General features: G+C 73.4%; 20 protein-coding genes. 8 read left to right on the top strand and 12 right to left on the bottom strand.

All coding sequences use genetic code 11. The features are described from left to right. Positions 1-27 precede the first annotated feature (27 nt). Positions 28-1689 (bottom strand): APC family permease, encoded by a 1662-nt coding sequence (locus tag ACWD4P_RS04275; protein ID WP_449778509.1) that lies wholly within the window; start codon positions 1687-1689, stop codon positions 28-30. A 267-nt stretch (positions 1690-1956) separates the two neighbouring features. Next, entirely contained in the window at positions 1957-2877 is a 921-nt protein-coding gene (locus tag ACWD4P_RS04270) for a serine/threonine dehydratase (protein ID WP_449778508.1), read from the bottom strand. Positions 2878-3159: 282 nt separating this feature from the next. Here ACWD4P_RS04270 and ACWD4P_RS04265 point away from each other — a divergent pair, with 282 nt between their 5' ends. Continuing rightward, positions 3160-4050, top strand: coding sequence for a DMT family transporter (locus ACWD4P_RS04265; protein ID WP_359827773.1), 891 nt, complete (start codon positions 3160-3162; stop codon positions 4048-4050). Between the two features lie 82 nt (positions 4051-4132). After that, positions 4133-4396, top strand: a complete 264-nt coding sequence (locus tag ACWD4P_RS04260) for a hypothetical protein (RefSeq protein WP_449778507.1) — start codon at positions 4133-4135, stop codon at positions 4394-4396. 53 nt (positions 4397-4449) lie between these two features. Here ACWD4P_RS04260 and ACWD4P_RS04255 read toward each other — a convergent pair whose 3' ends face one another. Both ACWD4P_RS04255 and ACWD4P_RS04250 read right to left on the bottom strand, forming a co-directional pair. Next, entirely contained in the window at positions 4450-4776 is a 327-nt protein-coding gene (locus ACWD4P_RS04255) for a hypothetical protein (protein ID WP_449778506.1), read from the bottom strand. Continuing rightward, the gene (locus ACWD4P_RS04250) at positions 4773-5093 is read right to left on the bottom strand and encodes an SAV_915 family protein (protein WP_449778505.1); all 321 of its coding nucleotides are present in this window, start codon (positions 5091-5093) and stop codon (positions 4773-4775) included. Before ACWD4P_RS04250 ends, ACWD4P_RS04255 begins: the two co-directional genes overlap by 4 nt. A 424-nt stretch (positions 5094-5517) precedes the next feature. Between ACWD4P_RS04250 and ACWD4P_RS04245 the strand changes: the two genes are divergently transcribed. After that, the gene (locus tag ACWD4P_RS04245; protein ID WP_449778504.1) at positions 5518-7740 is read left to right on the top strand and encodes an NADP-dependent isocitrate dehydrogenase; all 2223 of its coding nucleotides are present in this window, start codon (positions 5518-5520) and stop codon (positions 7738-7740) included. A gap of 126 nt (positions 7741-7866) precedes the next feature. Here ACWD4P_RS04245 and ACWD4P_RS04240 read toward each other — a convergent pair whose 3' ends face one another. After that, a complete protein-coding gene (locus ACWD4P_RS04240) occupies positions 7867-8457 on the bottom strand; it encodes a YdcF family protein (protein ID WP_449778503.1) in 591 nt (196 codons plus the stop codon). A gap of 191 nt (positions 8458-8648) precedes the next feature. After that, positions 8649-9662 (bottom strand): cytochrome c oxidase assembly protein, encoded by a 1014-nt coding sequence (locus ACWD4P_RS04235; protein WP_449778502.1) that lies wholly within the window; start codon positions 9660-9662, stop codon positions 8649-8651. Positions 9663-9863: 201 nt separating this feature from the next. Here ACWD4P_RS04235 and ACWD4P_RS04230 point away from each other — a divergent pair, with 201 nt between their 5' ends. Then, positions 9864-10883 (top strand): NAD-dependent epimerase/dehydratase family protein, encoded by a 1020-nt coding sequence (locus tag ACWD4P_RS04230; RefSeq protein ID WP_449778501.1) that lies wholly within the window; start codon positions 9864-9866, stop codon positions 10881-10883. A gap of 294 nt (positions 10884-11177) precedes the next feature. On the opposite strand, the gene ACWD4P_RS04225 is transcribed toward ACWD4P_RS04230, so the two are convergent. Continuing rightward, complete coding sequence (locus tag ACWD4P_RS04225; protein ID WP_359817649.1) at positions 11178-11867, bottom strand: SDR family NAD(P)-dependent oxidoreductase; 690 nt, start codon at positions 11865-11867, stop codon at positions 11178-11180. Positions 11868-12272: 405 nt separating this feature from the next. On the opposite strand from ACWD4P_RS04225, the gene htpG reads away from it, so the two are divergent. Next, positions 12273-14252 (top strand): molecular chaperone HtpG, encoded by a 1980-nt coding sequence (gene htpG / locus ACWD4P_RS04220; RefSeq protein ID WP_449778500.1) that lies wholly within the window; start codon positions 12273-12275, stop codon positions 14250-14252. 64 nt (positions 14253-14316) lie between these two features. Here htpG and ACWD4P_RS04215 read toward each other — a convergent pair whose 3' ends face one another. From ACWD4P_RS04215 to ACWD4P_RS04195, 5 genes are all read right to left on the bottom strand, one after another. Then, positions 14317-15312: a 2-hydroxyacid dehydrogenase gene (locus tag ACWD4P_RS04215; protein ID WP_449778499.1), complete on the bottom strand. Its 996-nt coding sequence runs from the start codon at positions 15310-15312 to the stop codon at positions 14317-14319. Between the two features lie 108 nt (positions 15313-15420). Next, the gene (locus ACWD4P_RS04210) at positions 15421-16446 is read right to left on the bottom strand and encodes a 6-phosphofructokinase (protein ID WP_359817643.1); all 1026 of its coding nucleotides are present in this window, start codon (positions 16444-16446) and stop codon (positions 15421-15423) included. 352 nt (positions 16447-16798) lie between these two features. Beyond that, positions 16799-17527 (bottom strand): type 1 glutamine amidotransferase, encoded by a 729-nt coding sequence (locus ACWD4P_RS04205; RefSeq protein WP_359817641.1) that lies wholly within the window; start codon positions 17525-17527, stop codon positions 16799-16801. 46 nt (positions 17528-17573) lie between these two features. Continuing rightward, positions 17574-18836, bottom strand: coding sequence for a MurT ligase domain-containing protein (locus tag ACWD4P_RS04200; protein ID WP_224281748.1), 1263 nt, complete (start codon positions 18834-18836; stop codon positions 17574-17576). A 262-nt stretch (positions 18837-19098) separates the two neighbouring features. Then, the gene (locus ACWD4P_RS04195) at positions 19099-19797 is read right to left on the bottom strand and encodes a GNAT family N-acetyltransferase (protein ID WP_449778498.1); all 699 of its coding nucleotides are present in this window, start codon (positions 19795-19797) and stop codon (positions 19099-19101) included. 263 nt (positions 19798-20060) lie between these two features. Between ACWD4P_RS04195 and ACWD4P_RS04190 the strand changes: the two genes are divergently transcribed. From ACWD4P_RS04190 to ACWD4P_RS04180, 3 genes are all read left to right on the top strand, one after another. Next, a complete protein-coding gene (locus tag ACWD4P_RS04190; protein ID WP_449778497.1) occupies positions 20061-24080 on the top strand; it encodes an amino acid adenylation domain-containing protein in 4020 nt (1339 codons plus the stop codon). A 115-nt stretch (positions 24081-24195) separates the two neighbouring features. Then, positions 24196-24432 carry a hypothetical protein gene (locus tag ACWD4P_RS04185; RefSeq protein ID WP_449778496.1) on the top strand — a complete coding sequence of 79 codons (237 nt, stop codon included), beginning with the start codon at positions 24196-24198 and terminating at the stop codon, positions 24430-24432. Between the two features lie 181 nt (positions 24433-24613). Continuing rightward, on the top strand, positions 24614-25285 hold the full coding sequence (locus tag ACWD4P_RS04180; RefSeq protein ID WP_449778495.1) for a hypothetical protein: 672 nt from the start codon (positions 24614-24616) through the stop codon (positions 25283-25285). The last annotated feature ends 1 nt before the right edge of the window (position 25286 follow it).

Here is a 25286-nt window from a genome sequence, read left to right as displayed (position 1 = left end):
CGGGCCCTTCCGTCGGTCCGGGGTCGGTCAGTGGCCGCCCTCGTCGACCACCTCGACGTCGGAGATCTCCTGCTCGATCGCCTCGGCGGGCAGCGCGACCCGGATCGCCCAGTAGTAGATGACCAGCGAGAACACGCTGACCAGGGCCATGTCGTACCACATCGGGAGGTTGCCGGTGCCGTCGCCGAAGGTGCCCTGCCAGGAGATCAGGCCGAGGCCCACCAGGTAGGGCGGCAGCCACTGGGCGGACTTCCAGCTCAGCCGGGGCGCGTTCGGCAGCCCCTTCCTGATCGCGTACGCGGCGTAGCTGCCGAGCAGCAGGTAGCCGAGCACGATCGCGATGCCCAGGCGCGAGAGGGTGTGCCAGCCGGACCAGTAGATGATCAGGCTGGAGACCACGAACGCGGCCGGGGAGATCAGCTCGCCCGCCGGCAGCCGGTACGGGCGCTCGTGCGCGGGCAGGCGGCGGCGCATCGCGCCGAAGGCCAGCGGGGCGCCGGCGTACATCAGCACGCTGGCGGAGGTGATGAAGCCGACCAGCTCCTGCCAGCTCGGGAACGGCAGGAAGCAGATCACGCCGGTGACGAAGGCGATCACCAGGCCGAACCACGGCACGCCGTTCCTGTCGAGCTCCTCGAAGCGCTGGGGGGCGTAGCCGTTGCGGCTCAGGCCGTAGGAGATGCGCGAGGTCGAGGTGGTGTAGATCAGGCCGCTGCCGCCGGGGGAGATCACGGCGTCCATGTAGAGCACCCAGGCCAGCCAGCCGAGGCCGATCACGGTGGCGAGACCCGCGAAGGGGCCGTCGATGCCGGGGAAGTCGAGCTTGTCCCAGCCGTTGGCGAAGGCGCTGACGGGCAGCGCGCCGATGAAGACGACCTGGAGCAGGGTGTAGATCAGGCTGCCGATGACGACCGAACCCAGCACGGCGCGGGGGATGTCGCGCTTGGGGTTGCGGCTCTCACCGGCGAGCTGGATGGCCTGCTCGAAGCCGAGCAGGGCGAAGATGATGCCGCTGGTGCTGATCGCCGCGAGCACGCCCGGGGCGCCGAACGGCGCGAAGCCGTGCGAGGTGAAGTTGGAGCCGTGGAAGTTGGTCACGGCCAGAACGAAGATGGTGAGCAGCGGGACGAAGATCTTCAGCCAGGTGGCGATGTTGTTGGTGCGGGCCAGGACGCGCACACCGAGGAAGTTCACCGCGACGAACACCGCCATGAGCACCGTGGAGACGGCGAAGCCGCTGGCGGTGAGGGTGTTGTTGTCGTTGAGCAGGCCGCCCGCCCAGGACCAGTGCCGGGCGTAGCCGATCATCGCCTCGACCTCGATCGGCGCGACGGTGGCCGCCTGGAGCCAGGAGAACCAGCCGAAGGACATGCCGGCCAGGCCGCCGAAGGCGTAGTGCGGGTAGCGCGCGGTGCCGCCCGAGACCGGGAACATGCTGCCGAGCTCGGCGTGCACGAGCGCGAGCAGCACGATCGCGACCGTACCGATGCCCCAGGACAGGACGGCGGCCGGGCCGGCCGCCATCACGCCCTCCTTGGCGCCGAAGAGCCAGCCGGAGCCGATGATCGAGCCGACCGAGGCCCACATGAGGCCGATGAGGCCGACGTGTCGGCGCAGCGACCGGTGGGTGGTCCCGGATTCGGAGCCGGTGCCCTGGTCGGGCGGCGAGATCTGGTTGAGGGAAGCCATGAAAGATCTCTCTGTGGGTGGGGGCTCCGGGTGCTCGGAGCGATGAGAGTTGCCACACACTAGGACTTTTCGGTGCCCTCTGCACAGATTTCATTACTGAATGTTTACATTCTTTTCGGGACATCCTTGCAGGTAGGGGGTGTGATCGCGTTCGGTCTCTTACGTATTCGATCGATTTCCCGGGAATTCCGGCCGAGCCGTGTGGGGGCGCATCATAGGCGGTTCATTCGGTGATGGGAATAGTGACCTCCGTACAGCGAAGCGGCGTCAGTCCACCAGATCGGACGGGTCGGTGTTGGCCCCGCAGAGCAGCACCGCGACGCGCTCGCCCTCGGCCCGGTCGAGGGCGGCGAACGCGGTGGCGGCCGCGTACTCGACGGCGATCCGGCGGTCCTCCCAGAGCCGCCGGCGGGCGCGCACGATCGCCTCGTCGTCGACCAGCACCGAGCGGACGCCCGGGTGCGCGGCGGCGTCCACGGCGAGGGCGGTGGCGCGACGGGCCCCGAGCGCGTCCTGGGCGACCGAGTCGACCGGCACGTCCACCGGATGGCCCGCCTCCAACGCGGCGTTCAGCGCGCGGCTGCCCGTCGGCTCCACGGCGAGCACCCGGACACCGTGCTCCCGGGCCGCCACCGCCACCCCGGCGAACAGCCCGCCGCCGCCCACCGACACCACCACCGTGTCCAGCCCCGGCACCGCGGCGCGCAGCTCCGCCAGGACCGTCCCGGCACCGGCGGCGATCAGCGGGTGGTCGTACGCGTGCGAGGACAGCGCCCCGCTGCCGGCCGCGAACTCCTCGCAGGCGGCCAGCGCCTCGGCGTACTCCCGGCCCGCCAGCCGCACCTCGGCGCCGTACGAGCGCAGCCGCGCCAGCTTCACCGGGGAAGCCGTCCGGGGCAGGAACACCGTTGCCCGGACACCGAGTTCACGGGCCGCCCAGGCGCAGGCGAGGCCCGCGTTGCCGCCGGAGGCGATGGTCACCCCGGCGTCCGGGAGGGTGCCCGCCGCGGCGTGGGCGAGCAGGAAGTTCTGCGCGCCGCGCGCCTTGAAGCTGCCGGTGTGCTGGAGGAACTCCAGCGCCAGCCAGGCCCGCCCGCCACCGTCCCCCGGCGCCACCGCGACCGGGCGCACCCGCCCGGCGATCCGCTTCCCGGCGGCCTCGACCTCGTCGTACGTCAGCTGGTCCATCGCGTTCCGCTCCTTCGTCCTCGTCGAGGGGTGCGCTCCGCCGGGAACCCCGGCCCGAGTGACGCTACGGCCCCGCCCGGGGTGGGGGAAAGATCGCGAACGGGGACGGCGGGGCGCGTAGGCTGGCCCCGTGCGTCACGTGATCCTTCCGCCGCCGGCCCGCTAGCGGGCGGCCCCCTCCACCCACTCCGGCCCGACGGGACCTGCCCGCAGCCGGGGCGATGACTGCCGCCCGCGACCCCAGCGGACCAGTACCGGCAACTCATCGTGGAGTACCGACGCATGACCTCGTACGCCGCCGTGCCCTTCCGGCGCGGCCTCCTGTCCATCTCCGCCGCCGCCGTCGCCTGGGGCGTGGGCGGCGCCGTGTCCGCGCTGCTGATGCGCACCGGCGGGCTCGGCCCGGCGGGCGTCTCCTGCTGGCGCTTCGGCGTCGCCGCGCTCTGCCTGGCCCTGCTGCCGACCCGCGGGCGGCGCCCCGCCCCGCGCACGGCCCGGGGCGCCGCCAGGTGGCGCGCCGCCGTGCTGACCGGGCTCGGCCTGGCGGTCAGCCAGTGCGCCTACTTCGCCTCCGTGCGCTGCGCGGGGCTCGGGCTCGGCACCCTGATCACCATCGGCGCCGGCCCGGTGTTCACCAGCCTCGGCGCCCACCTGCTGCTCGGCGAGCGCCTGACCCGCCGCTCGGCGGCCGCGGTGGCCCTGGCCCTGGCCGGCCTGGCCCTGCTGGCGGCCGCCCCGGCGGCGGGCCCGCGCCCGGCCCTCGGCATCGCGCTGGCCGTCCTCGCGGGTGCCGGCCAGAGCGGCCTCACCCTCTGGGCCCGGGGCGGCGGTTCGGCGCGGGCCGGCGCCGGCGCCTTCACCACCGGGCTGCTCTGCCTGCTCCCGCTCGCGGCCGTCCAGGGCCTCCAGGGCGTTCTGCCGGTGGGCGGGGACCCGGTGGTGACCGCGGTGTCCCTGCTCTTCCTCGGTACGGTGCCCACCCTGTTCGCCTACCGCTGGTACTTCACCGGCCTGACCGCCGTGCCCGGCGCGACGGCCGCGGTGCTGGTCCTGCTGGAGCCCGCGACCGCGGCGGTGATCGGCGTGCTGCTCCTCGGCGAGCCGCTGACGGCGGGCCTGCTGGCGGGCTCGGCGCTGCTGCTCGCGGCCATCGGGGCGCTGGCGCGCGAGTAGCGCGGGCCGGCGCGCCGCGGTGGCCACCCGGGCGGGCGTCCTGTGGTCGCCGGGGGCCCGGCGGCGTGCTGGGGTGGTCCGCATGAACAGCTCACTCCGGGCCCGGGTGGCCGCCGCGACCGCCTCCGTCCTCCTGCTCGTCGCCGCCGCCGGGGCCGTGCTCGCCACCGCCGGTGCGGCCGCGGCGACCGGGCGCCGGGACGTCACCGCCGGCCAGTGCCGGAGCGCGGGCGGGCACGTGGAGGGCAGCGGCTACTGCGTCGACGCGGCCGGGGACGACGTCTGGGGCCAGCCCATCGACGGCCAGGCGGTCAACCCGAACCCCCGGCCCGGGGAGGAGGACTGAGCGCCCCGCTCCCAGGCCGGGAGCGGGGCGCGGGGTTCAGCGGCCGGCGCCGGTCACGGCACCGGCCGCAGGACGACCGGCGCCGGGGTGAGGGAGCGCAGGACGAGGTCGATGTGCACCCTGGCGGCGCCCGCGCGGTGCAGGGCGGCGGCGATCGTCCGCAACTCCTCGGGGCCGGTGCAGGCGAGACGCAGTTCGATATCGGCCTCGCCGGCCAGGCACAGGCCGCCCTGCACGGCCGGGAACTCCGCCGCGAGGCGGTCGAAGTCGAGCGGGACCGGGCCGTGGCTGATCCGGGCGATCGCGTGCAGGTCCCGGGCGGGCCGGGCCCGGCCCGTCGGGGCCGGATCGTCCGGGACCAGCTGTAGCGGGGCGGTCACCGGTGCTGGAGCTGGGCGGTCGGGTTCGGGGCGGGCGGTGCGGCCGGGGTGGCGCCGGCCGGAGTGGTGACGGCGGGGGCGACCAGACGCGGGTCCAGCACCAGGGTGTCGATCCCGAGCGGGGCGGTGAGGTCGCGGAGCGCGGCCTCGCCGAGCTCGGTGTGGGCCTGGTCGGGCCCGAGCAGGGCGGCGAGGGCCTCGGGGCTGGAGAATCCGACCGCGCAGCGGCGGCCGTCGCGCAGACGGAACAGGCGGAGTGCGGTGGTGCTTCCGGTGCCGGAGGTGGTGACCGGAACGTGCCAGACGACGCGGGCCATGCGGATGCTCCCGGGTGGAGTGGTGGTGCCTGCCGGAACTACTTCCCCGACGCTAGGACGGCCCGGCCCGGGCATCGCCGGTCCTGACGCGCCGTTGACCGAATGAGGTCGTGCGTTGACGCACTCCTGACGTCCGACTCACCCGAGTGGACTAAACCACCGGTCGAGCGCTCCGCTTGCCCCGGGCCCCGACCCGGACGACCGTGGAGTGCGTCCCCCCGTCGCCACCCCCGCCGGCGCGCTCGGACCACCCCGGCCGAGCCCCCTTCGCGGCCGCGCCGCGGCCGCCGGAGCGCCCCGCGGGGAGGGCCCCGGCGTCCTCCGGGCGGACCGGAGCGCGCCCGAAGACGGGGGGAGGTGGAGCGGGAGGCCCGTGACGAGATATCTTGACGTCAAGACGTTGGAGACGTGAAGCGGAGTACCGATGACTGACTCGACCATCATCTATACGCACACCGACGAGGCTCCGGCCCTGGCGACCTACTCGTTCCTGCCGGTGGTCCAGGCCTACGCCTCGACCGCGGGTGTGCGGGTGGAGACCCGCGACATCTCCCTGGCCGGGCGGATCATCGCGAGCTTTCCGGAGCGTCTGACCGAGGCGCAGCGGATCGGCGACGCCCTGGCCGAGCTGGGTGAGCTGGCCAAGACCCCGAGCGCCAACATCATCAAGCTGCCGAACGTCTCGGCCTCGGTGCCGCAGCTGAAGGCCGCCGTCGCGGAGCTGCAGGCCCAGGGCTACGCCCTGCCGGACTACCCGGACGACCCGCAGACCGACGAGGACAAGGACGTCCGCGCCCGCTACGACAAGATCAAGGGCAGCGCCGTCAACCCGGTCCTGCGCGAGGGCAACTCGGACCGCCGTGCCCCGCAGTCGGTCAAGAACTACGCCAAGACCCACCCGCACCGCATGGGTGCCTGGACGGCCGACTCCAAGACCAACGTCGCCACCATGGGCGAGAACGACTTCCGGTCCACCGAGAAGTCCGCCGTGGTCGCCGCCGACGGTGCGCTGCGCATCGAGCTGCTCGGCGAGGACGGCACCACCACCGTGCTGCGCGACAAGGTGCCGGTGCTGGCCGGCGAGGTCGTCGACGCCTCGGTGATGCGGGTCGCCGCCCTGAACGAGTTCCTGGCCGCGCAGGTCGCCCGCGCCAAGGCCGAGGGCGTGCTGTTCTCGGTGCACCTCAAGGCCACCATGATGAAGGTCTCCGACCCGATCATCTTCGGCCACGTGGTCCGCGCCTTCTTCCCGAAGACCTTCGCCAAGTACGGCGAGGTGCTGGTCGCCGCCGGCCTGAACCCGAACAACGGCCTCGGCGGCATCCTGGCCGGCCTCGACAACGTGCCGCACCTGGGTGCCGAGATCAAGGCCTCCTTCGAGGCCGAGCTGGCCGAGGGCCCGGCCCTGGCCATGGTCGACTCCGACAAGGGCATCACCAACCTGCACGTGCCGAGCGACGTCATCGTCGACGCCTCGATGCCGGCCATGATCCGCACCTCCGGCCACATGTGGGGCCCGGACGGCAAGGAGGCCGACACCCTCGCCGTGCTGCCGGACAGCAGCTACTCCGGCGTGTACCAGGCCGTCATCGACGACTGCCGCGCCCACGGCGCCCTCGACCCGGCGACCATCGGCTCCGTGCCGAACGTCGGTCTGATGGCCCAGAAGGCCGAGGAGTACGGCTCGCACGACAAGACCTTCGAGATCGCCGCCGCGGGCACCGTCCGCCTGGTCGACGCCGAGGGCAACGTGGTGCTGGAGCAGGCCGTCCAGCCGGGCGACATCTTCCGTGCCTGCCAGACCAAGGACCTGCCGATCCAGGACTGGGTCAAGCTGGCCGTCACCCGCGCCCGCGCCACCGGCGTCCCGGCCGTGTTCTGGCTGGACGAGAACCGTGCCCACGACGCGGTGCTGATCGAGAAGGTCAAGCAGTACCTGCCGGAGCACGACACCACCGGCCTGCAGATCGAGATCATGTCCCCGGTCGAGGCCACCACGTTCTCGCTGGAGCGCATCCGTCGTGGCGAGGACACCATCTCGGTGACCGGCAACGTGCTGCGCGACTACCTGACCGACCTGTTCCCGATCCTGGAGCTGGGCACCAGCGCCAAGATGCTGTCGGTCGTCCCGCTGATGGCGGGCGGCGGCCTGTTCGAGACCGGCGCCGGCGGCTCCGCCCCGAAGCACGTCCAGCAGCTCGTCAAGGAGAACTACCTGCGCTGGGACAGCCTGGGTGAGTTCTTCGCGCTGGCCGCCAGCTTCGAGCACCTGGCCGGCACCACCGACAACGCCCGCGCCCAGGTGCTGGCCGACACCCTGGACCGCGCCACCGGCACCTTCCTCAACGAGGACAAGTCGCCGAGCCGCCGCCTCGGTGGCATCGACAACCGCGGCAGCCACTTCTACCTGGCCATGTACTGGGCCCAGGAGCTGGCCGCGCAGACCGCCGACGCCGAGCTGGCCCAGGCCTTCGCCGGCCTGGCCGCCACGCTGAGCGAGCAGGAGTCGACCATCGTCGACGAGCTGATCGCCGTCCAGGGCTCGCCGGTCGACCTCGGTGGCTACTACCAGCCCGACCCGGCCAAGGCCGCGGCCGTGATGCGCCCGTCGAAGACCTTCAACGAGGCGCTCGCCAACCTCGGCTGAAACCGGTCGAGCTGAGCTGACGGAGGCCCCGGGTCCGGAAACGGACCCGGGGCCTCCGGGCTGCCCGGGCCCGGATCCCGCCCGGCGTGCGGATCCTGCCCGGCCCGGATCCTGAGGTCCGGGCGCTCAGGCGCGGCCGAGCAGGGCGAGGGCGGTGCCGACGGCCTCGCGCAGCAGGAGGTACGGGCCGTGGGCCAGCGGGCCGTCCGCGCCGAGCACGGCGGCGGGGGCGCCGGCCCGGCGGGCGGCCAGGGCGGAGCGGACGGTGTGGAAGCCGTTGGTGACCACCGTGCAGCGGTAGCCGGGGCGCTCGGCGGCCATCAGGGCGGCGCTGAAGCGCAGGTTCTCGGCGGTGTTCACGGCCCGCTCCTCGCGTCGGATCCGCTCGGCCGGAACGCCCCGGTCGACCAGGTAGCGGGCCATCGCGGCGGCCTCGGTGCACTCCTCGTGCGGGCCCTTTCCGCCGGTCACCAGGACCAGCGGGGCGTACCCGGCGGCCTCCTCGGCGGCGAAACGCTCCAGCGCGGCGTCCAGGCGGGCCGCCAGCGGGGGAGCGGGCTCACAGCCGTCCAGCGCGGCGCCCAGGACCACCAGGTAGTCGGAGTCGGCCGGCGCGGGCCGACTGCGGTGGTGGTACAGCGCCAGGCCGAGGAAGCCGAGCAGCCAGAGCAGGACGGACCCGCAGAGCAGGACGGCGACGATGAGCAGGACGTGCATATCCGTTCGAACGCATCCGGCGGAACGACCGTTCCGGCCTCCGGTGGAACCGGCGTTCCGGGGCCGGGCCGGGCAGGGGCGGGCCGCGACGGGGCGGCGGGCCGTCGACGGGCGGCCGGAAACGGCGGAACCCCCGTTCCGGAACCGGAACGGGGGTTCCCGGGAACAGGGGTTCCGCGGTGGCCGCGGCCTCAGCCGGCCTCGGCCGCCGGGGCGCCGCTGATCGGCGCGGCCGGGGCGGCCGGAGCCGCGCCCGCGCGCTGGTCGCGCTTGTGCAGCGAGGCCAGGTAGGCGTTGTACGCCTCCAGCTCGGCGTCGCCGGTGCGCTCCTCGGAGCGGTCGCGGCGGCGGGCCTGCCGCTGCTCGGAGCCCATCCACTGGTAGACCAGCGCGATCAGCACGATCGCCGTCGGGATCTCGCCGAACGCCCAGGTGATGCCCCCGGCCAGCTTCTGGTCCTCCAGCAGGTTCGTCCCCGGTGGTGCGCCCTCCACGGTGAAGGTCGTGACCAGCGGGTGGCCGGCCATCATCACCGCCACACCGAAGAAGGCGTGGAACGGCATTCCCATGAAGAGCTCGATGATCCGCATCACGTGGCCGGGCCGGTGCGGGCCCGGGTCCACGCCCATGATCGGCCAGAAGAAGGCCAGACCGGTGAGCAGGAAGTGCACCATCATGAAGATGTGCCCGAGGCGGTACTGCATCAGGAAGTCGAACAGCGGGGTGAAGTAGACCCCGTACAGGCTCGCGATGAACATCGGGATGGTGAACGCCGGGTGCGAGATGATCCGGACGTACCGGCTGTGCAGCAGCGCCACCAGCAGCTCGCGCGGCCCGCGCGGACGGCCCTTGCCGGCCGGGCGCAGCGCCCGCAGCGCCAGCGTGATCGGGGCGCCGAGCAGCAGCAGGATCGGCGTCAGCATCGAGAGCACCATGTGCTGGATCATGTGCGCGCTGAACAGCGCCATGCCGTAGTCGTTCAGCCCGCTGCAGGTGACCAGCAGCATGCTGGCGACACCCGACGCCCAGCCGACCATCCGGCCGATCGGCCAGCGGTCGCCGCGCCGGTACAGCCGCACCACGCCCGCCGCGTAGAGCCCCAGGACGACCAGCCCGCCGAGCAGGAACACCCAGTCGGGGGACCAGGTCCAGACGTTCGACAAGGTGAACGGGCCTAGCTGGGTCATCCCGCCGTGGTGGTGCATTCCTGACATTCCGTCGCCCATCGGCGGGTCCTGCTTTCCGTCCTCGTGGTCCCCGGTGCGGGTCCGGTTCGCCCCTTTTCGCTTGGCATACAGCCTAGGCGGGCCTTACCTCGGGCCACCCCCCACCCCCTCCGTGCGGGTGTCTCCCCGCCTGGCTCGTGCTGGCTAGACTGACCGACCGGTCGGCAGGGAGGCTCGGAGATGGCGGCGGAACCCGCGCCCGGGGCGCGCCCCGTGGTCGCACTGACCGGGGCGACCGGATTCATCGGCTCGGGCGTGCTGGCGGCCCTGGTGGCGCGCGGCGTCCGGGTACGCGCGCTGGCCCGCAAACCGCCGCAGGAGGCCGCGCCGGGCACCGCCTGGGTGGCGGGCGACCTCGCCGACCGGGAGGCGCTCACGGAGCTCTGTACGGGCGCGGGGGCGCTGGTGCACCTCGCCTCCCGGGTGGCCGGTGGCGCCGAGGAGTGCGAGACGGTGAACGACCGGGGCACCGCCACCCTGATGGCCGCGGCCACCCGGGCCGGGGTGCGGCGGATCGTCCACCTCTCCACGGCGGCGGTCCACGGCGAGGGCCCCCACGCGGGCATCGAGGTGGACGAGGTGCCGCCCGCCCCGGTGTCCGAGGCCAGCCGCACCCGGCTGCTCGGCGAGCGCCACGCGCTGGCGGCCGGCGGCTGCGTGCTGCGCCCCGGGCTGGTGACCGGAACCGGCGACCGCTGGGTGGTGCCCGCGGTGGCCGAGCTGGTCCGCCGGGTGCCGGTCCGCTGGGAGGGCGGCGACGCCCGGCTCTCGATGGTGGACCGCACCGACCTGGCCCGGCTGATCACCGCGCTCGCGCTGGACGGCCGGGTCGCCCCGCGGGGCGTCCACCACGCCTCCCACCCCGAACCGGTTCGCTGCGGGGACCTGCTGGCCGCCCTGGCCGATCTCGGCCTGCTGTCCGTCCCGGAAGGTCCGGCGGTTCCCTGGGAGGAGTGCCGCCGGCTGCTGGCCGCAGTGCCCGGCCGGGTCTCCGAGCGGCAGTTCGGCCTGGTCGCCCGCGATCACTGGTACCGCAGCGAGCGGATCTGGGGGCTCGCGGACTGCCCGCCGGGCCCCGGTCCGCTGGCCCGCCTCCCGGAGGCCGCCCCCTGGTACCGGGAGCTGCTCGGCCGGGACGGCCCCCAGGGTCGTGGGGCCGCCGGGACCGTTGTCGCGGACGGCGGTTCCCCCGGGAGGTAGCGCTGGGTGGATGTGGCATGTACGCTGCGTGTCGCTGGTTGAACACCGTGTGGGCCCGGTTGCCGCTCCGTGGGGGGAGCCGCGCCCGGGCCCGGCCGCCGGCCGGAGGCCCGGTTGAACTCGTGGGGGAGTCTCAGCCGGGCCCATCGGCGGGGTGATGGTGGGATGCCCGCCCGCGCGCCGGTCCAGACGTGCAAACCGTCCAGCGGCGGCGTGGTTCCAGGCGCGTCCGTCCAGCGGCGGCCGCCGCGGTGACCGGGACACCGGTGCCGACTGCGGGGCCGGACCGGGGGACTACCAGGGCAGACTGCCCGCCGCGTCGAAGTAGCCGCCGGTCGGGCCGTCCGGTCCGATCCCGGCCATCCGGACGATGATCTCGGCGCCCTGCTCGACGGTCTGCGCGCCCTGGTGCCCGTTCAGATCGGTCGCGGTGTATCCGGGTTCCACGGCGTTGATCCGCATCAGCGGGAACGCCTTGGCGAACTGGACGGTGAGCATGTTGACCGCGGTCTTGGAGGTCGGGTAGGCGGCCCCCGGGTATCCCTTGCCGCCCATGGCCAGCGAGGCCAGGCTGCTGCTGACGTTGACGACGACCGGGGCGGGGGAGCGCTCCAGCAGGGGCAGGAAGGCGTGGGTCACCCGGACCAGGCCGAACACGTTGGTCTCGAACACCTCCCGCAGCACGTCGGCGGTCAGCTCCGCGGCACCGATGATCTCGTCCTCCGGCGACCGCACCTCGATGCCGGCGTTGTTGACCAGGACGTCCAGACCGCCCTCGGCCTCGATGGTGGCCACCGCGGCGGCGACGGAGGCGTCCTCGGTGACGTCGAGCTGTACGAACCGGGCGCCGAGCGCGGCCGCGGCCGCGGATCCCCGGCCGGTGTCGCGCGCTCCCAGGTAGACGGTGTGGCCCTCGGCGATCAGGCGGCGGGCGGTCTCGTGGCCGAGGCCCTTGTTGGCGCCCGTGATCAAGGTTGTTGTCATGGCGCTCAGCGTCTCCCGGGGTGGCGCGCTCGGCCAGTGGTTTATTGCCGGAACTCCCGCTTCCGGGAGGCGACTTCGCTCACCGATTCGACTCCCGGTGCGGCGGGCGGAGCACGTCGGGGGCGGCCGCGGCGGCAGCGCCTGCCCTCGGGGGGCCCGCGATACCATGTCACCCGAACGACGACAGGTGTCCGGTCAGCGGAGGTGACGGCATGGGTGAGCGGGCCGCCGGCCCGGCCGGGGTGGGCCCGGCCTCGTTCCCGGCCGTCGCTGCCGTGCCGGGCACTCCCACCGGCCCCCTCCGTCGCATGAGAACGTCCCCGGGGCCGGCCGCAGCACGTCGACCGGCTCCGGTGGCCTGACCCGATCCGAACCCCCTACTGCCTCTCGAAGGAGAATCCTGTCGTGGCCAGCCCGACCCAGACGCTGGAGTTCCAGGCGGAGACCCGTCAGCTGCTGCAGCTGGTGATCCACTCGATCTACTCGAACAAGGACATCTTCCTGCGCGAGCTGATCTCCAACGCCTCCGATGCGCTCGACAAGCTCCGCCTGGAGTCCCTCACCGACACCGGTCTCGCCGTCGACACCTCCGACCTGCACATCAGGCTGGACGTCGACCGGGACGCCCGCACCCTGACGGTGCGGGACAACGGCGTCGGCATGACCCGCGACGATGTCGTCGACCTGATCGGCACCATCGCCAAGTCCGGTACCGCGAGCCTGCTGGCCAAGATCAAGGAGGCCAAGGACGCGGAGGCGGCGCAGAGCCTGATCGGCCAGTTCGGCGTGGGCTTCTACTCGGCGTTCATGGTCGCGGACAAGGTCACCCTGCACACCCGCCGGGCCGGCACCGAGCAGGGCACCGCGTGGGAGTCCGACGGCGAGGGCAGCTACACGATCGCGGAGGCCGATGACCTTCCGGTGGGCACGTCGGTCACCCTGCACCTCAAGCCCGTCGACGGCGAGGACGGTCTGGGCGACTACCTGGCCGGGTGGAAGATCCGTCAGATCGTCAAGCAGTACTCGGACTTCATCCGCTGGCCCATCCGGATGGCCGCCGAATCCGTGGCGCCCGCCGCGCCCGCCGCGCCCGCCGAACCCGGCGCGGAGTCCGGCCCCGAGTCCGGCAGCGCGGACGAAGCCGCGGGCGAGCTGGAGACGCTGAACTCGATGAAGGCGCTGTGGGCCCGCCCGCGCAGCGAGGTGACCGAGGCCGAGTACAGCGACTTCTACCAGCAGATCAGCCATGACTGGCAGGCCCCGGCCGAGACGATCCACATGCGCGCCGAGGGCACGTTCGAGTACGAGGCGCTGCTGTTCATCCCCGCCCACGCCCCGTTCGACCTGTTCTCCCGTGACACCAAGCGGGGCGTGCAGCTGTACGTCAAGCGCGTGTTCATCATGGACGACTGCGACGCGCTGATGCCGAACTACCTGCGCTTCGTCAAGGGCGTCGTGGACGCCCACGACCTGTCGCTGAACGTCTCCCGCGAGATCCTGCAGCACGACCGCCAGATCACCGCCGTCCGCCGGCGCCTCGTCAAGAAGGTCCTCGGCGCGCTCAAGAGCACGCAGGCCGACAGGCCCGAGGCCTACACCGCGCTGTGGGAGCAGTTCGGCCGGGTCCTCAAGGAGGGCCTGCTCGAGGACCGCGACAACACCGACGCGCTGCTGGAGCTGGTCCGCGCCGCCTCGACCGACGACCCGGAGAAGACGACCACGCTGCGCGAGTACGTGTCGCGGATGAAGGACGGTCAGGACACCATCTACTACCTGACCGGCGAGAACCGGGCCATGGTGGAGAACTCCCCGCACATGGAGGCCTTCACCGCCAAGGGCTACGAGGTCCTGATCCTCACCGACCCCGTCGACGAGGTCTGGACCGACCAGATCCCCGCCTTCGACGGCCACCGCTTCCAGTCCATCGCCAAGGGCCAGGTCGACCTCGACGGCGACGCCGACGGTGACGGCGGCGACGAGGCGAAGACCGAGAAGGCCCAGCGCGAACAGGACTTCGCCGCCCTCCTCGACTGGCTCCAGGGCACCCTGGCCGACCACGTCAAGCAGGTGCGCCTCTCCACCCGCCTGACCACCTCCGCCGCGTGCCTGGTCGGCGACGCCCACGACCTGACCCCCACCCTGGAGAAGATGTACCGGGCGATGGGCCAGGAACTCCCGGCCGTCAAGCGCATCCTCGAACTCAACCCCACCCACCCCCTCGTCATCGCGCTGCGCCAGGCGCACGGGGCGAACGCCGAGGACCCGGCGCTCGCCGACACCGCCGAACTCCTCCACGGCAGCGCCCTGCTCGCCGAAGGCGGCGACCTGCCCGACCCGGCGCGCTTCACCCGGCTGCTGACCGACCGCCTCACCAGCACCCTGTAGCCCCGGACGGGGGTGCGGCCGACCGGCCCGGCCGGCCGCACCCCCGTGCGCGGAGGCCCCGGGGTCAGCGCTTGGGGACGAGGGTGTTCTCGTTGGTGCGGCCGGCGGCGTGGTCGTCGATGTTGCGGGCGGTGGCGTCGATGATCTGGCCGACGGCGGTGCGGGTGAAGTAGGCCTGGTGGCTGGTGACGAGGACCTGGGGGAAGGTGACGAGGCGGGCGAGGGTGTCGTCGGTGATGCCGTGGATGGAGCGGTCGGTGAAGAAGACGCCGGTCTCCTCCTCGTAGACGTCGAGGCCGACGCCGGAGAGGCGTCCGGCGCGCAGGGTCTCGACGAGGGCGGCGCTGTCGACGAGGCCGCCGCGGCTGGAGTTGATGAGGATGGCGTCGTCCTTCATCCGGGCGAGGGCGCCGTCGTCGATCAGGTGGTGGGTGGCGGGCAGCAGGGGGACGTGGAGGCTCACCAGGTCGGCGCGGGTGAGGAGTTCGGGCAGTTCGGTGTAGTGCATGCCGAGGTCGAGGCAGGCGGGGTTCTGTGCGATGTCCCAGCCGAGGAGTTCGGTGCCGAAGCCGGCGGCGATGCGGGCGAAGCACTCGCCGATCTTGCCGGTGCCGATGACGCCGACGGTCATGCCGTGGATGTCGCGGCCGAGGAGGCCGTCGAGGCGGAAGTCGAACTCGCGGGATCGGTTGGCGGCCCGGGTGAGGCGCCGGTTGACGGCCAGTGCCAGCGTCCAGGCGTGCTCGGCGACGGCGTACGGGCTGTAGTGGGAGACGCGGGCGACGGTGAGGCCGAGGTCGGCGGCGGCGTCGAGGTCGATGTTGTTGAAGCCGGTGGAGCGCTGGGCGATCAGCCCGGTGCCGCCGGCGGCGAGGACGGCGAGGGTCTCGGCGTCGAGGACGGCGTTGACGCTGCTGCTGACGGCCGGGTAGCCGGCGGCGAGCGGGGCGGTGTCGCGGTTGAGGAACACGTCGAGGCAGCGCAGCTTGTGCCGGCCGGCGAAGGCCTCCTCCAGCAGCGGGCGCTCGTCGGCCTGCACTCCGTACGCGAGGATCTCCATGCCGGACACGCTAACGGGCGGGGCGGGGCGGCGCCCACCGGAGGCGGTGGACGCGAGGGCCCCGGACGGCGTGGCGCGGTCCGGGGCCCTCGGGGAGGGCGGGGGCGGTCAGATGACCGTCTCGGCCTCCAGGTAGCGCTCCTGCGGGACGGTCTTCAGCTCGGCGACGGCCTCGGCCAGCGGCACCAGGTTGATGTTGGTGCCCTGCAGCGCGGTGATGTGCCCGAAGGCGCCCTTGTGGACGGCCTCGACGGCGTGCCAGCCGAAGCGGGTGGCGAGCACCCGGTCGTAGGCGGTCGGGGTGCCGCCGCGCTGGGTGTGGCCGAGGATCACCGGGCGGGCCTCCTTGCCGAGGCGGTGCTCCAGTTCGCGGGAGAGCTGGGTGGCGATGCCGGTGAACCGCTCGTGGCCGTAGATGTCCTTGGTGCCCTCCTCCCAGTGCATGGTGCCGGGCTCGGGCTTGGCACCCTCGGCGCAGACCACGATGGCGAACTTCTTCTGGCGGTCGAAGCGCTCGCGGACGACCTCGGTGAGCTTGTCGATGTGGAACGGGCGCTCCGGGACGACGATGGCGTGCGCGCCGGCCGCCATGCCCGCGTTCAGCGCGATCCAGCCGGTGTGCCGGCCCATGACCTCGACGACCATGACCCGCTGGTGGGACTCGGCGGTGGTCTTCAGCCGGTCCAGCGCCTCGGTGGCGACCGAGACGGCGGTGTCGAAGCCGAAGGTCACGTCGGTGGCGGCGATGTCGTTGTCGATGGTCTTCGGCACGCCGACGATCGGCAGTCCCGCGTCGCTCATCAGCTTGGCGGCCTTCAGGGTGCCCTCGCCGCCGATCGGGATGACCGCGTCCAGGCCGAGGTCGGAGCAGTACTTCTTGGCCCGCTCGACGCCGTCCCGCAGGTGGCTGGGCTGGACCCGGGAGGAACCGAGGATGGTGCCGCCCTGGGCCAGGATGCCGCTCACCGAGTCCAGGGTCAGGGGGCGGTGGTGGCCCTCCAGGAATCCGCGCCACCCGTCCTCGAACCCGATGATCTCGTCGCCGTGGTCGACCACCCCCCGGTGGACCACGGAGCGGATCACCGCGTTCAGGCCGGGGCAGTCACCGCCGCTGGTCAGCACTCCAATACGCATTAGCTTTGCAACTCCCGAGCAGAACCGAGGAACGGCCGGACTACAGGCTGGGACGACGAGCCGTCACCGTAACGGGGCGCTCCCGCGCCGTGGTGGCGGGGAGGTGGCCGAGGGGTGAATGGCCGGCCGATCCGGACAGAACGCCCGAAAACGGCCGTGAAGTCGAGCATACGGCCCCTGGTCCGGCCGGGCAGGAGCCGACGCGGGAGCGGCGCCGTCGGCGCCCCCGCGCGGAATTGCAGCCTGCTGCCGAGGAGGGTGTGCAGTAGGCAGCCCCATTGTGGTACGTCCGGGGCCGCCCGCGGACCGGGTGACCGCATGGCGGGCACCCGGCCGGGGGCGTACGGATGTACTACTGGGGGCGCGTCGCGGCCGCGATGCGCTCGGCGCGCAGCGCGTCGTACCAGGTGGTGTCGGCCGGCGGCAGGGCGTTGACGTCCAGCGCCAGCTTGAGCAGCATGTCGGCCACGGCGGGGTTGCGGGCCAGCACCGGGCCGTGCAGGTAGGTGCCGAACACCGTGTCCCGCCAGGCGCCCTCGGTGCCGTCGCCGGTGCCGTTGCCCCGGCCGACGGAGACGTTGGCGAAGGGCTGCACGCCCTGGCCGAGGTGGGTGACGCCCTGGTGGTTCTCGAAGCCCGTCAGCTGCGGCAGGCCGAGCCGGGGGTCGACGTCGGCGAGCACGTCGCCGACGCACCGGGCGCCCTCGCCGCGGGTGGTCCAGACGTCGAGCAGGCCCAGACCCGGCTCCCGCTCGCCGAGGTCGTTGATGAACTCGTGGCCCATGATCTGGAAGCCGGCGCAGACGCCGAAGATGATCGCGCCGTTCTCGGAGGCCCGGACCAGACCGGTGTCGGCGCGCAGCCGCTCGGCGGCCAGGCGCTGCGGGCGGTCCTCGCCGCCGCCGATCAGGTAGATGTCACCGCTGGTGGGGATCGCCTGGTCGGAGCGGACGTCGATCCGGGTCACGTTGAGGTGGCGCTGGCGGGCCCGGCGCTCCACGACCAGGGCGTTGCCCCGGTCGCCGTAGGTGCTGAGCAGGTCCGGGTAGACCCAGACCACGCGCAGGCTGCTCTCACTCATCCTCGAAGGCCTTCCGTCACGTAAAGACTGGTGTGCGGGCGCGGCATCAGCCGGCCACGACCTTCCGCAGCTGCTGGAAGGCGGTGTAGTTGGCGATGGCCTCGATCCGGCCGGGCGGGGCCATCCGCACGGCCTGCTCCAGCGTGTCGACCACGTGGAACTGGAGTCCGGCGACCTCCAGGCGGACGGCCAGGTCCAGCTTGCGCTGGCCCATCACGAAGACCGGGTGCCCGGCGAGGCGCTCGTAGTCGACGTCCCACAGCCAGGAGGTGTCGGTGCCGTCGGCGTCGAGGGCGTTGACGGAGAGGATCACCGGGGCGGGCGGGCCGTCGATCAGCGAGAAGGTCTCCAGCCAGCCGGCCGGGTTCTTGGCCAGCAGCAGGCGGATGTCGCGGCCCTGGTACTGGACCACGTCGTAGCGGCCGGCCACGGCGGCCACCGAGCGCATCCGCTCCAGGGCGACCTGCGGGGCGACGCCGAACACGGCGGCCACGGCGGCCGAGCTGGTGGCGTTGGCCAGGTTGGCCCGGCCCGGCAGCTGGAGCTGGATCGGCCAGGCGCCGCGCTGCGGGTCGATCACGTGGGTGCCCTGGAGCGCCCAGTGCGGGTTGGGCCGGCGGAAGCCGCAGTCCTGGCAGAACCAGTCGTCTCCGGGGCGCTGCATCACACCGCCGCAGGCGGGGCAGGACCAGGCGTCCTCCTTCCAGGCCTGTCCGGCGGCCACCCAGACCACCTTCTTGCAGGAGGAGGCGGCCCAGGTCACCAGCGGGTCGTCGGCGTTGGCGATGACCACGGCCTCGGTGTTCTGCAGGCCCTCGCGCCACTTCTCGGCCATCATCCGGGTCTCGGCGGCGCGGTCGAGCTGGTCGCGGGAGAGGTTGAGCAGGGCGATCGCCTTGGGGCGGGTGTCGCGGGCGACCGTCGCCAGGTACTTCTCGTCCACCTCGATCACGCCGAAGCGGGCGTCCGTGCCGCCGGCCAGGGCGGAGGTGATGCCGGCCGGCATGTTGGCGCCCAGGGCGTTGGAGACCACCGGGCCGGCGGCGCGCAGCGCCTCGGCGATCAGGCGGGTGGTGGTGGTCTTGCCGTTGGTCGCGCTGACCAGGACGACGTCGAGGTGGTCGGCGAGGGTGGCGAGCAGGTCGGGGTCGAGCTTGAGGGCGACCTTGCCGCCGATCACCGAGCCGCTCCCGCGCCCGGCCTTGCGCGACACGGCGGCGGCGACCCGGCCGGCGGTGACCGCGATCTTGGCGCGGGCCGGCAGCGAGGCGTCGCGTGCGCCTGTGGGCTCCGATTCGGTGCCTGCCATGCTCAGTGGTTCCTCCTTGCTGCGGCACCACCCGTGGCCGGATAACGGGCCGTCGGGCGGCGGGGACGGGGGTCAGCCTACCGACTCCGTCGCCCGGCCGGACGATCCGGACCCCGTGCCGCCTGCTGCGACGCGTCCGCGAGCACGGCTGACGGCGCCTCGGGGAGGACGGTGTACGGAGCAGCGCCTTACTGCTTGAGGACGCTCCACGACCACCGCCGGGTTCCCGACCTGCCCGGGTAAGGATCTGGTGAAGAAATGATCAGCGTCCCGGATGGTGGACGCAGTCGGCCGGATCCCCGGCGGCCAACGTGGCGGTGATCACCAGGGTGCCGTCCTCGGCCCGGAAGTCCAGCGGTGCGCCCAGCCGCCGCAGCGCGGCGATCAGCCCGGTGTTGCTCCCCTGGGTCACCGCGTACACCGTCCGGACGCCGGCCGCCAGGGCCGCCGCCGAAAGCCGCCGCAGCAGCGCCAGGCCCAGCCCCCGCCGCTGCCAGGCGTCCTCGACCAGGACGGCCAGCTCGGCCTCGCCCTCGTCCCACATCAGGTGCCCGAGCGCGACGATCCGCCCGTCCGGGGCGGTCACCGCGTAGCTGCGGCCGTGCCGCGCGTCCAGCAGGTGCTCCAGGTAGCGGCCGGCGTCGCGGACCGGACCGTGGTAGCGCAACCGCAGCGCGGCGGGGGAGCAGCGGCCGTGCATCGCCAGCGCCGCCGCCCGGTCCTCCGGCCCGGCCGGGCGCAGCAGCAGCGCGGTCCCGTCCGGCAGGGACAGCCGGGACGGGGCGTCCGGCGCCCGGCCGGCGGCACCGTTCGCCGGCGGGTGCGGCCGCGCCGTCCGGTGCGGGCCGCCGGTGAGCGCGGGCAGCCGGGTGGCCTGGCCCTCGGGCGCCGCGCACCTGCGGTCGGACCTGCGGAAGGGCCGGTGCCAGAGCCGTTCGGGGCGAGTGCGTGATGCCTTCATGCCGCCGACGCTACCGACGGTGCGCTTCCGCTCGGTTACGTGATCGTGAACGGGCGAATGCCCCGGGACGAGATCGGGCGGGGTGGGACAAAACGGCCCCCGGGGCCGGGACGGTGGTCCGGCCGACCGGGACGGCATCGGCGCAGGTCCCGACCGGTGCCTCATGCGGGTGGGACGGCGGGCGGCCGACGGTGGGTGGCGTTCCGGTGCTCCTGGTGAGCAGGAGGCCGGGCCCGTACGTCCACGCACCGAAAGCCGTTCCCATGCGCAACACCCCGTCCGTCCGCGCCACCGATACCGACACCTCCGCCGCCCCCGTCGCCGATCCCTCCACCGACACCACCGCCGCCACCGCCGCCACCGCCGCCACCGCCACCACCGACACCCCCGCCGTCCCGCACGCCCGCCGTGCTCCGGCCGGCACGGCGCTCACCGGGCTGCTCGACCGGCAGGTGGGCCTGCGGCCCGGCTCGCCCGCCGTGCTCGGCGAGGGCGGCGGCCTCACCTTCCGGGAGCTGTCCGCCACCGCCCGCGGGCTGGCCGCGCGGCTGCGCCGCCTGGGCGCCGGCCCGGACGGCTGCGTCGGCCTGTACGCCGAGCCGTCCGTCGAGCTGGTCGTCGGGGCCTGGGGCGTGCTGTACGCCGGGGCCGGTTACCTGCCGCTGTCCCCCGAGTACCCCGAGGACCGGCTCCGCTACATGATCGAGGACAGCGGCACCCGGATCGTGCTCACCCAGGCCCACCTGCGCGAGCGGCTGTCCGGGCTGGTCCCGGCCGGGACCGCGGTCGTCACCTTCGACACTTCCGCGGCCGCCGAAGTCGCCGAAGCCACCGCGGAGGCCGAGGACGCCGAGCCGGAGTCGCTGGCCTACGTGATCTACACCTCGGGCAGCACCGGCCGGCCCAAGGGCGTGATGATCGAGCACCGCTCGGTGGTCTCCCAGCTGCGCTGGATGCGCTCCGCCGGGCACCTCGGCCCCGAGGTCACCGTGCTCCAGAAGACCCCGATGAGCTTCGACGCCGCGCAGTGGGAGATCCTCGCCCCGGCCGTCGGGGCCCGGGTGGCGGCCGGCACGCCCGGTCTCCACCGAGACCCGGAGGCGCTGGTCGACGCCGTCCGCCGGCACGGGGTGACCGCGCTCCAGTGCGTGCCCACCCTGCTCCGGGCGCTGCTGGACACCGAGCGCCTCGCCGGCTGCACCGGCCTGACCAGCGTGTTCTCCGGCGGCGAGGCGCTCTCCCGGCGCCTCGCCCGCGACCTGCTCCTGGCCCTGCCGCAGGCCGCGCTGGTCAACCTGTACGGCCCGACCGAGTGCACCATCAACGCCACCTCCCACCGGGTCGACCCGACCGATCCGGCGGACGGCGCCGGCTCGGTGCCGATCGGCCGGCCGGTGGCCGACACCCGGTGCTACGTCCTCGACGAGGAACTGGCGCCGGTCGCCGCCGACGGCGTGGGCGAGCTGTACATCGGCGGTGTCCAGCTGGCCCGCGGCTACCTGAACCGGCCGGAGCTGACCGCGGAGCGGTTCGTCCGCTCCCCGTTCGCCGCCGACGAGCGGCTGTACCGCACCGGCGACCTCGTGCAGTGGAACCCGGACGGCACCCTGCAGTTCGCCGGCCGGGTGGACAACCAGGTCAAGCTGCGCGGGTACCGGATCGAGCTGGACGAGATCGCCCGCGCGATCGAGGAGCACACCTGGGTGCGCCGCTCGGCGGCGGTCGTCACCGGGGACGACCGCACCGGGCACCCCGACCTGGTCGCCTGCGTCGAACTCAACCCGCGCGAAGCCGCCCTGATGGACCAGGGCAGCCACGGCGGCCACCACCAGTCCAAGGCCAGCAAGCTCCAGGTCAAGGCCCAGCTGTCCGACCCGGGCCTGCGCGACCGGGAAGGGCTGGCGGGCCGCGAGCGAATCGAGCTGCCCGGCCGGGAGGAGACCGAGGACCAGCGCCGGGCGGTCTTCGCCCGCAAGACCTACCGGTTCTACGACGGCGGAGCCGTCACCCGGGACGACCTCACGGCCCTGCTCGCCGCGCGCCCGGCCGTCCCGCACGGCCGCGGTCCGGAGCGGCTGGGCCTGGCGGAACTCGGCCGCGTCCTCCGGTGGTTCGGCCAGTTCCACAGCGAGGAGCGGCTGCTGCCCAAGTACGCCTACGCCTCGCCCGGCGCGCTGTACGCGACCCAGCTGTACCTGGAGACCGGCGGCCTGGACGGGCTCGCGGCCGGGCTGTACTACTACCACCCGGTCGAGCACGCGTTGGTCCGGATCGGGCCCGCCGAGCCCGGCCCGGCGGGGCACGGGTCCCACCTGACGCTGCACTTCTCCGGGAAGCACGGCGCGATCGAACCGGTCTACCGGAACAACATCCGCGAGGTGCTGGAGTTCGAGACCGGCCACATGCTGGGCGTCCTGGCGGAGGTGCTGCCCGCGTACGGGCTGGACGTGCGCCCGGTCGGCCTCGACCCGGCGGTCAAGGGCCGGCTGGACGTCGCCGAGGAGGACCACTACCTGGGCGCCTTCGCGGTGGTCCGGGGCGGCGGCCCGGTGCGGCCCGACACCACCGAGCTGTACGTCCAGGCCCACCAGGGCCGGGTGGACGGCCTGCCGGGAGGCCTCTACCGGTACGCCGACGGCGAGTTGACGCACGTCTCGGACGAGGTGGTCGAGCCCCGGCACGTGATCGCGATCAACCAGGCCGTCTACGCCCGGGCCGCGTTCGGCATCACGGCCGTCGGCCGCGCCGAGCAGGAGTGGCTGGAGTACATCGAGCTCGGCGCGGTGCTGCACCGCCTCCAGCGCAACGGCCTGGCCCTGGGGTTCATGTCCTCCGGCTACAGCTCCAAGTCCGGCCACCCGCTGCCCGCTTCGCGCCGCATCGACGAGATCCTGGCGGGCCGCGGCATCTCCCCGGGCCCCTCGTACTTCTTCCTCGGCGGCAGGGTGAGCGAGGAGCAGATCCGCAGCGAGGGCATGTACGAGGACACCGTCCACATGAAGGGCCCGGCCGAGATCATCAAGGACGAACTGGCCACCCTGCTGCCCGACTACATGCTGCCCAACCGGGTGCTGGTGATGGACGCCCTGCCGCTCACCGCGAACGGCAAGGTGGACCTCAGGGCGCTGGCCGCCTCCGAGGCCGTCCGCACGGCCGGGGTGCGCGGCGAGTACGTCGCCCCCGCCACCGGGTACGAGCGGTGGCTGGCCGGGGCCTGGGGGCGGGCGCTGAACTACGAGGAGGTGTCGGTGACGGACGACTTCTTCGCCGTCGGCGGGAACTCGCTGATCGCCGTCGCCCTGGTGCACCGGATCAACCGCGAGTACGGCGTCGCGCTGCCGCTCCAGGTGCTGTTCGAGTGCCCCCGGCTGGGCGATCTGGCCGCGCGCGTCGAGCGGGCGTGCGGCCGGGGCGGTGACGGCGGCGGCGCCGACGGCCTCGCGGCCTCGCGGCTGATCCGGCTGCACCCGGGGGACGCCGACCGGGCGGTGTTCTGCTGGCCCGGCCTCGGCGGCTACCCGATGAACCTGCGGCCGCTCGGCCGGGAGGCGAGCGCGGGCCGGGCCTTCTACGGCGTCCAGGCGCACGGCATCAATCCGGGCGAGACGCCGTACCCGACCATCCGGGAGACGGCCGCCGCCGACATCGCCGAGCTGCGCCGGGTGCAGCCGCGGGGGCCGTACACGCTGTGGGGCTTCTCCTTCGGCGCCCGGGTCGCCTTCGAGGCGGCCTGGCAGCTGGAGCAGGACGGGCAGCGGGTGGAGCGCCTGCTGCTCATCTGCCCCGGCAACCCGAAGGTGGGCGGGGCCGCCGGCGGGCGGCGGGGCCGCGAGGCCTCGTACGCCGACCCGGCGTACCTGACCATCCTGTTCGGGGTGTTCACCGGTCGGATCAGCGGCCCGGAGCTGGAGCGCTGCCTGGCCGAGACGGTGGACGAGCCGACCTTCGTCGCCTCCGTGCACCGGATGTTCCCGGACCTGGACCAGGAGCTGATCCGGCGGATCACCGGGATCGTCGGTGAGACCTACGAGTTCGAGTACAGCTTCCGTGAACTCGCGGAACGGCGGCTGGAGGCGCCGGTGACGCTCTTCAAGGCCACGGGCGACGACTACTCCTTCATCGAGGGCAGCACCGGCTACTCGGCCGCCCCGCCCACCGTGGTCGACCTGGCGGGCGACCACTACGGGGTGCTGCGGGGGGACGGGGTGGTCGAGCTGGCCGCCGCGATCCGGGCGGTGGAGGGCGCCGAATCGGTGAAGCCCGCCGAGCTCTCTGACCGTTGATCGGATGATCGGGACACGCTCACGGACGGCCCAGGATCCGTGAGCGGGGGAGACCCTTCGGATAGGGATGGCTCGGCTCTCCGCCGAACCCGACTCCCTCCGAAGGGGCTCCCCGATGTCCGCTGGCACCTCCGTTCCGACATCCGTGAAGAACTCCGCACTGGCCACGGCCTGTTGCGCCCTGCTGCTCGTCGTCCCGCTCGCCCTCGCCCAGCCGGCGGCCGCCGACAACGGCCCCACGACGCCCGAGCAGGCCGCCGCCTGCCACCAGGTGATCGGCACCCTGTTCGGCGGCTTCGGGGCGATGCTGGCGAACTCGGCCTGTGCCGTCCGGCCCGCCGCCGAGGGCTGAGCACCGCCCCCGGCACGCCCTCGGGCCGGTGCGCGCCGCTTCCGTCGGCCCGCACCGGCCCGGGGGCGTGATCCGTCACCCGGTCCGGCACCGGAATGCCGGTGCGCCGCCCTGATGCGTTGGCATACCATCCGTTCATTTGTTCAGCGTGTGATCGCATGAGTGAGATGAGACGGGCGGTATGGGAGCCGAGCAGTCCCCCGAGAATTCCGGCGGCCTCCGGGCCATCTGGGCGAACACCCTGGAGCCGGTGGCTCCGCTGCCGTGGTACCGCCGGGTGTCCCCGAAGCTGATGGCGGCGGGAGTGGTCGTCGTGGGCCTGGCGACCGCACTGACCGTGGCCGCCGTGACCGGGGCGGGCGCCCCGCCCCGGCACCGGATCCTGCTGCCGGAGGAGCTCGGATACCGGCTGCGGATGCCGGACGACGGGAACGTCCAGGCGGTGCGCGGCGACTACCAGCGGAAACTGACCGCCCTGAGCCCGTACCGGGAGGTGGCGGTGGCCGGCTACGGCGCCCCCGGGGCCTCCGAGGCCACCCTGACGGTGGTCGGGCTGACCGGCAGCTTCCCGGATCTGCAGCGGGAGGTGCTGAAGTACTTCGGGCGCCTGGGCAACGGTGACATGACGGAGGAGACGGTCACCGAGGTGGAGGACTTCCCGACCGGCCCGCTCGGCGGCCAGCTGATGTGCGCGGTGCTGGTGTACCCGTCCACCACCCAGACCACCTGCGTCTGGGCGGACGGCAACACCGTCGGCATCGTCGTCGACCGCACGGGGGAGAGCCGGACGGAGGACCTGGCGCAGCACACCCTGGAGATCCGCGCGGCGGCCGAGGTCGAGGCGAAGGACTGAC

This window comes from Kitasatospora sp. NPDC002543 (assembly GCF_053594915.1).
This window is presented reverse-complemented; position numbering and strand designations above follow the sequence as displayed.

Coding starts and splice junctions, on each gene's coding strand:
- ACWD4P_RS04275 (WP_449778509.1), bottom strand. CDS start 1,689: ATGGCTTCCCTCAACCAGATCTCGCCGCCCGACCAGGGCACCGGCTCC.
- ACWD4P_RS04270 (WP_449778508.1), bottom strand. CDS start 2,877: ATGGACCAGCTGACGTACGACGAGGTCGAGGCCGCCGGGAAGCGGATC.
- ACWD4P_RS04265 (WP_359827773.1), top strand. CDS start 3,160: ATGACCTCGTACGCCGCCGTGCCCTTCCGGCGCGGCCTCCTGTCCATC.
- ACWD4P_RS04260 (WP_449778507.1), top strand. CDS start 4,133: ATGAACAGCTCACTCCGGGCCCGGGTGGCCGCCGCGACCGCCTCCGTC.
- ACWD4P_RS04250 (WP_449778505.1), bottom strand. CDS start 5,093: ATGGCCCGCGTCGTCTGGCACGTTCCGGTCACCACCTCCGGCACCGGA.
- ACWD4P_RS04245 (WP_449778504.1), top strand. CDS start 5,518: ATGACTGACTCGACCATCATCTATACGCACACCGACGAGGCTCCGGCC.
- ACWD4P_RS04240 (WP_449778503.1), bottom strand. CDS start 8,457: ATGCACGTCCTGCTCATCGTCGCCGTCCTGCTCTGCGGGTCCGTCCTG.
- ACWD4P_RS04235 (WP_449778502.1), bottom strand. CDS start 9,662: ATGCACCACCACGGCGGGATGACCCAGCTAGGCCCGTTCACCTTGTCG.
- ACWD4P_RS04230 (WP_449778501.1), top strand. CDS start 9,864: ATGGCGGCGGAACCCGCGCCCGGGGCGCGCCCCGTGGTCGCACTGACC.
- ACWD4P_RS04225 (WP_359817649.1), bottom strand. CDS start 11,867: ATGACAACAACCTTGATCACGGGCGCCAACAAGGGCCTCGGCCACGAG.
- ACWD4P_RS04215 (WP_449778499.1), bottom strand. CDS start 15,312: ATGGAGATCCTCGCGTACGGAGTGCAGGCCGACGAGCGCCCGCTGCTG.
- ACWD4P_RS04210 (WP_359817643.1), bottom strand. CDS start 16,446: ATGCGTATTGGAGTGCTGACCAGCGGCGGTGACTGCCCCGGCCTGAAC.
- ACWD4P_RS04205 (WP_359817641.1), bottom strand. CDS start 17,527: ATGAGTGAGAGCAGCCTGCGCGTGGTCTGGGTCTACCCGGACCTGCTC.
- ACWD4P_RS04200 (WP_224281748.1), bottom strand. CDS start 18,836: ATGGCAGGCACCGAATCGGAGCCCACAGGCGCACGCGACGCCTCGCTG.
- ACWD4P_RS04195 (WP_449778498.1), bottom strand. CDS start 19,797: ATGAAGGCATCACGCACTCGCCCCGAACGGCTCTGGCACCGGCCCTTC.
- ACWD4P_RS04190 (WP_449778497.1), top strand. CDS start 20,061: ATGCGCAACACCCCGTCCGTCCGCGCCACCGATACCGACACCTCCGCC.
- ACWD4P_RS04185 (WP_449778496.1), top strand. CDS start 24,196: ATGTCCGCTGGCACCTCCGTTCCGACATCCGTGAAGAACTCCGCACTG.
- ACWD4P_RS04180 (WP_449778495.1), top strand. CDS start 24,614: ATGGGAGCCGAGCAGTCCCCCGAGAATTCCGGCGGCCTCCGGGCCATC.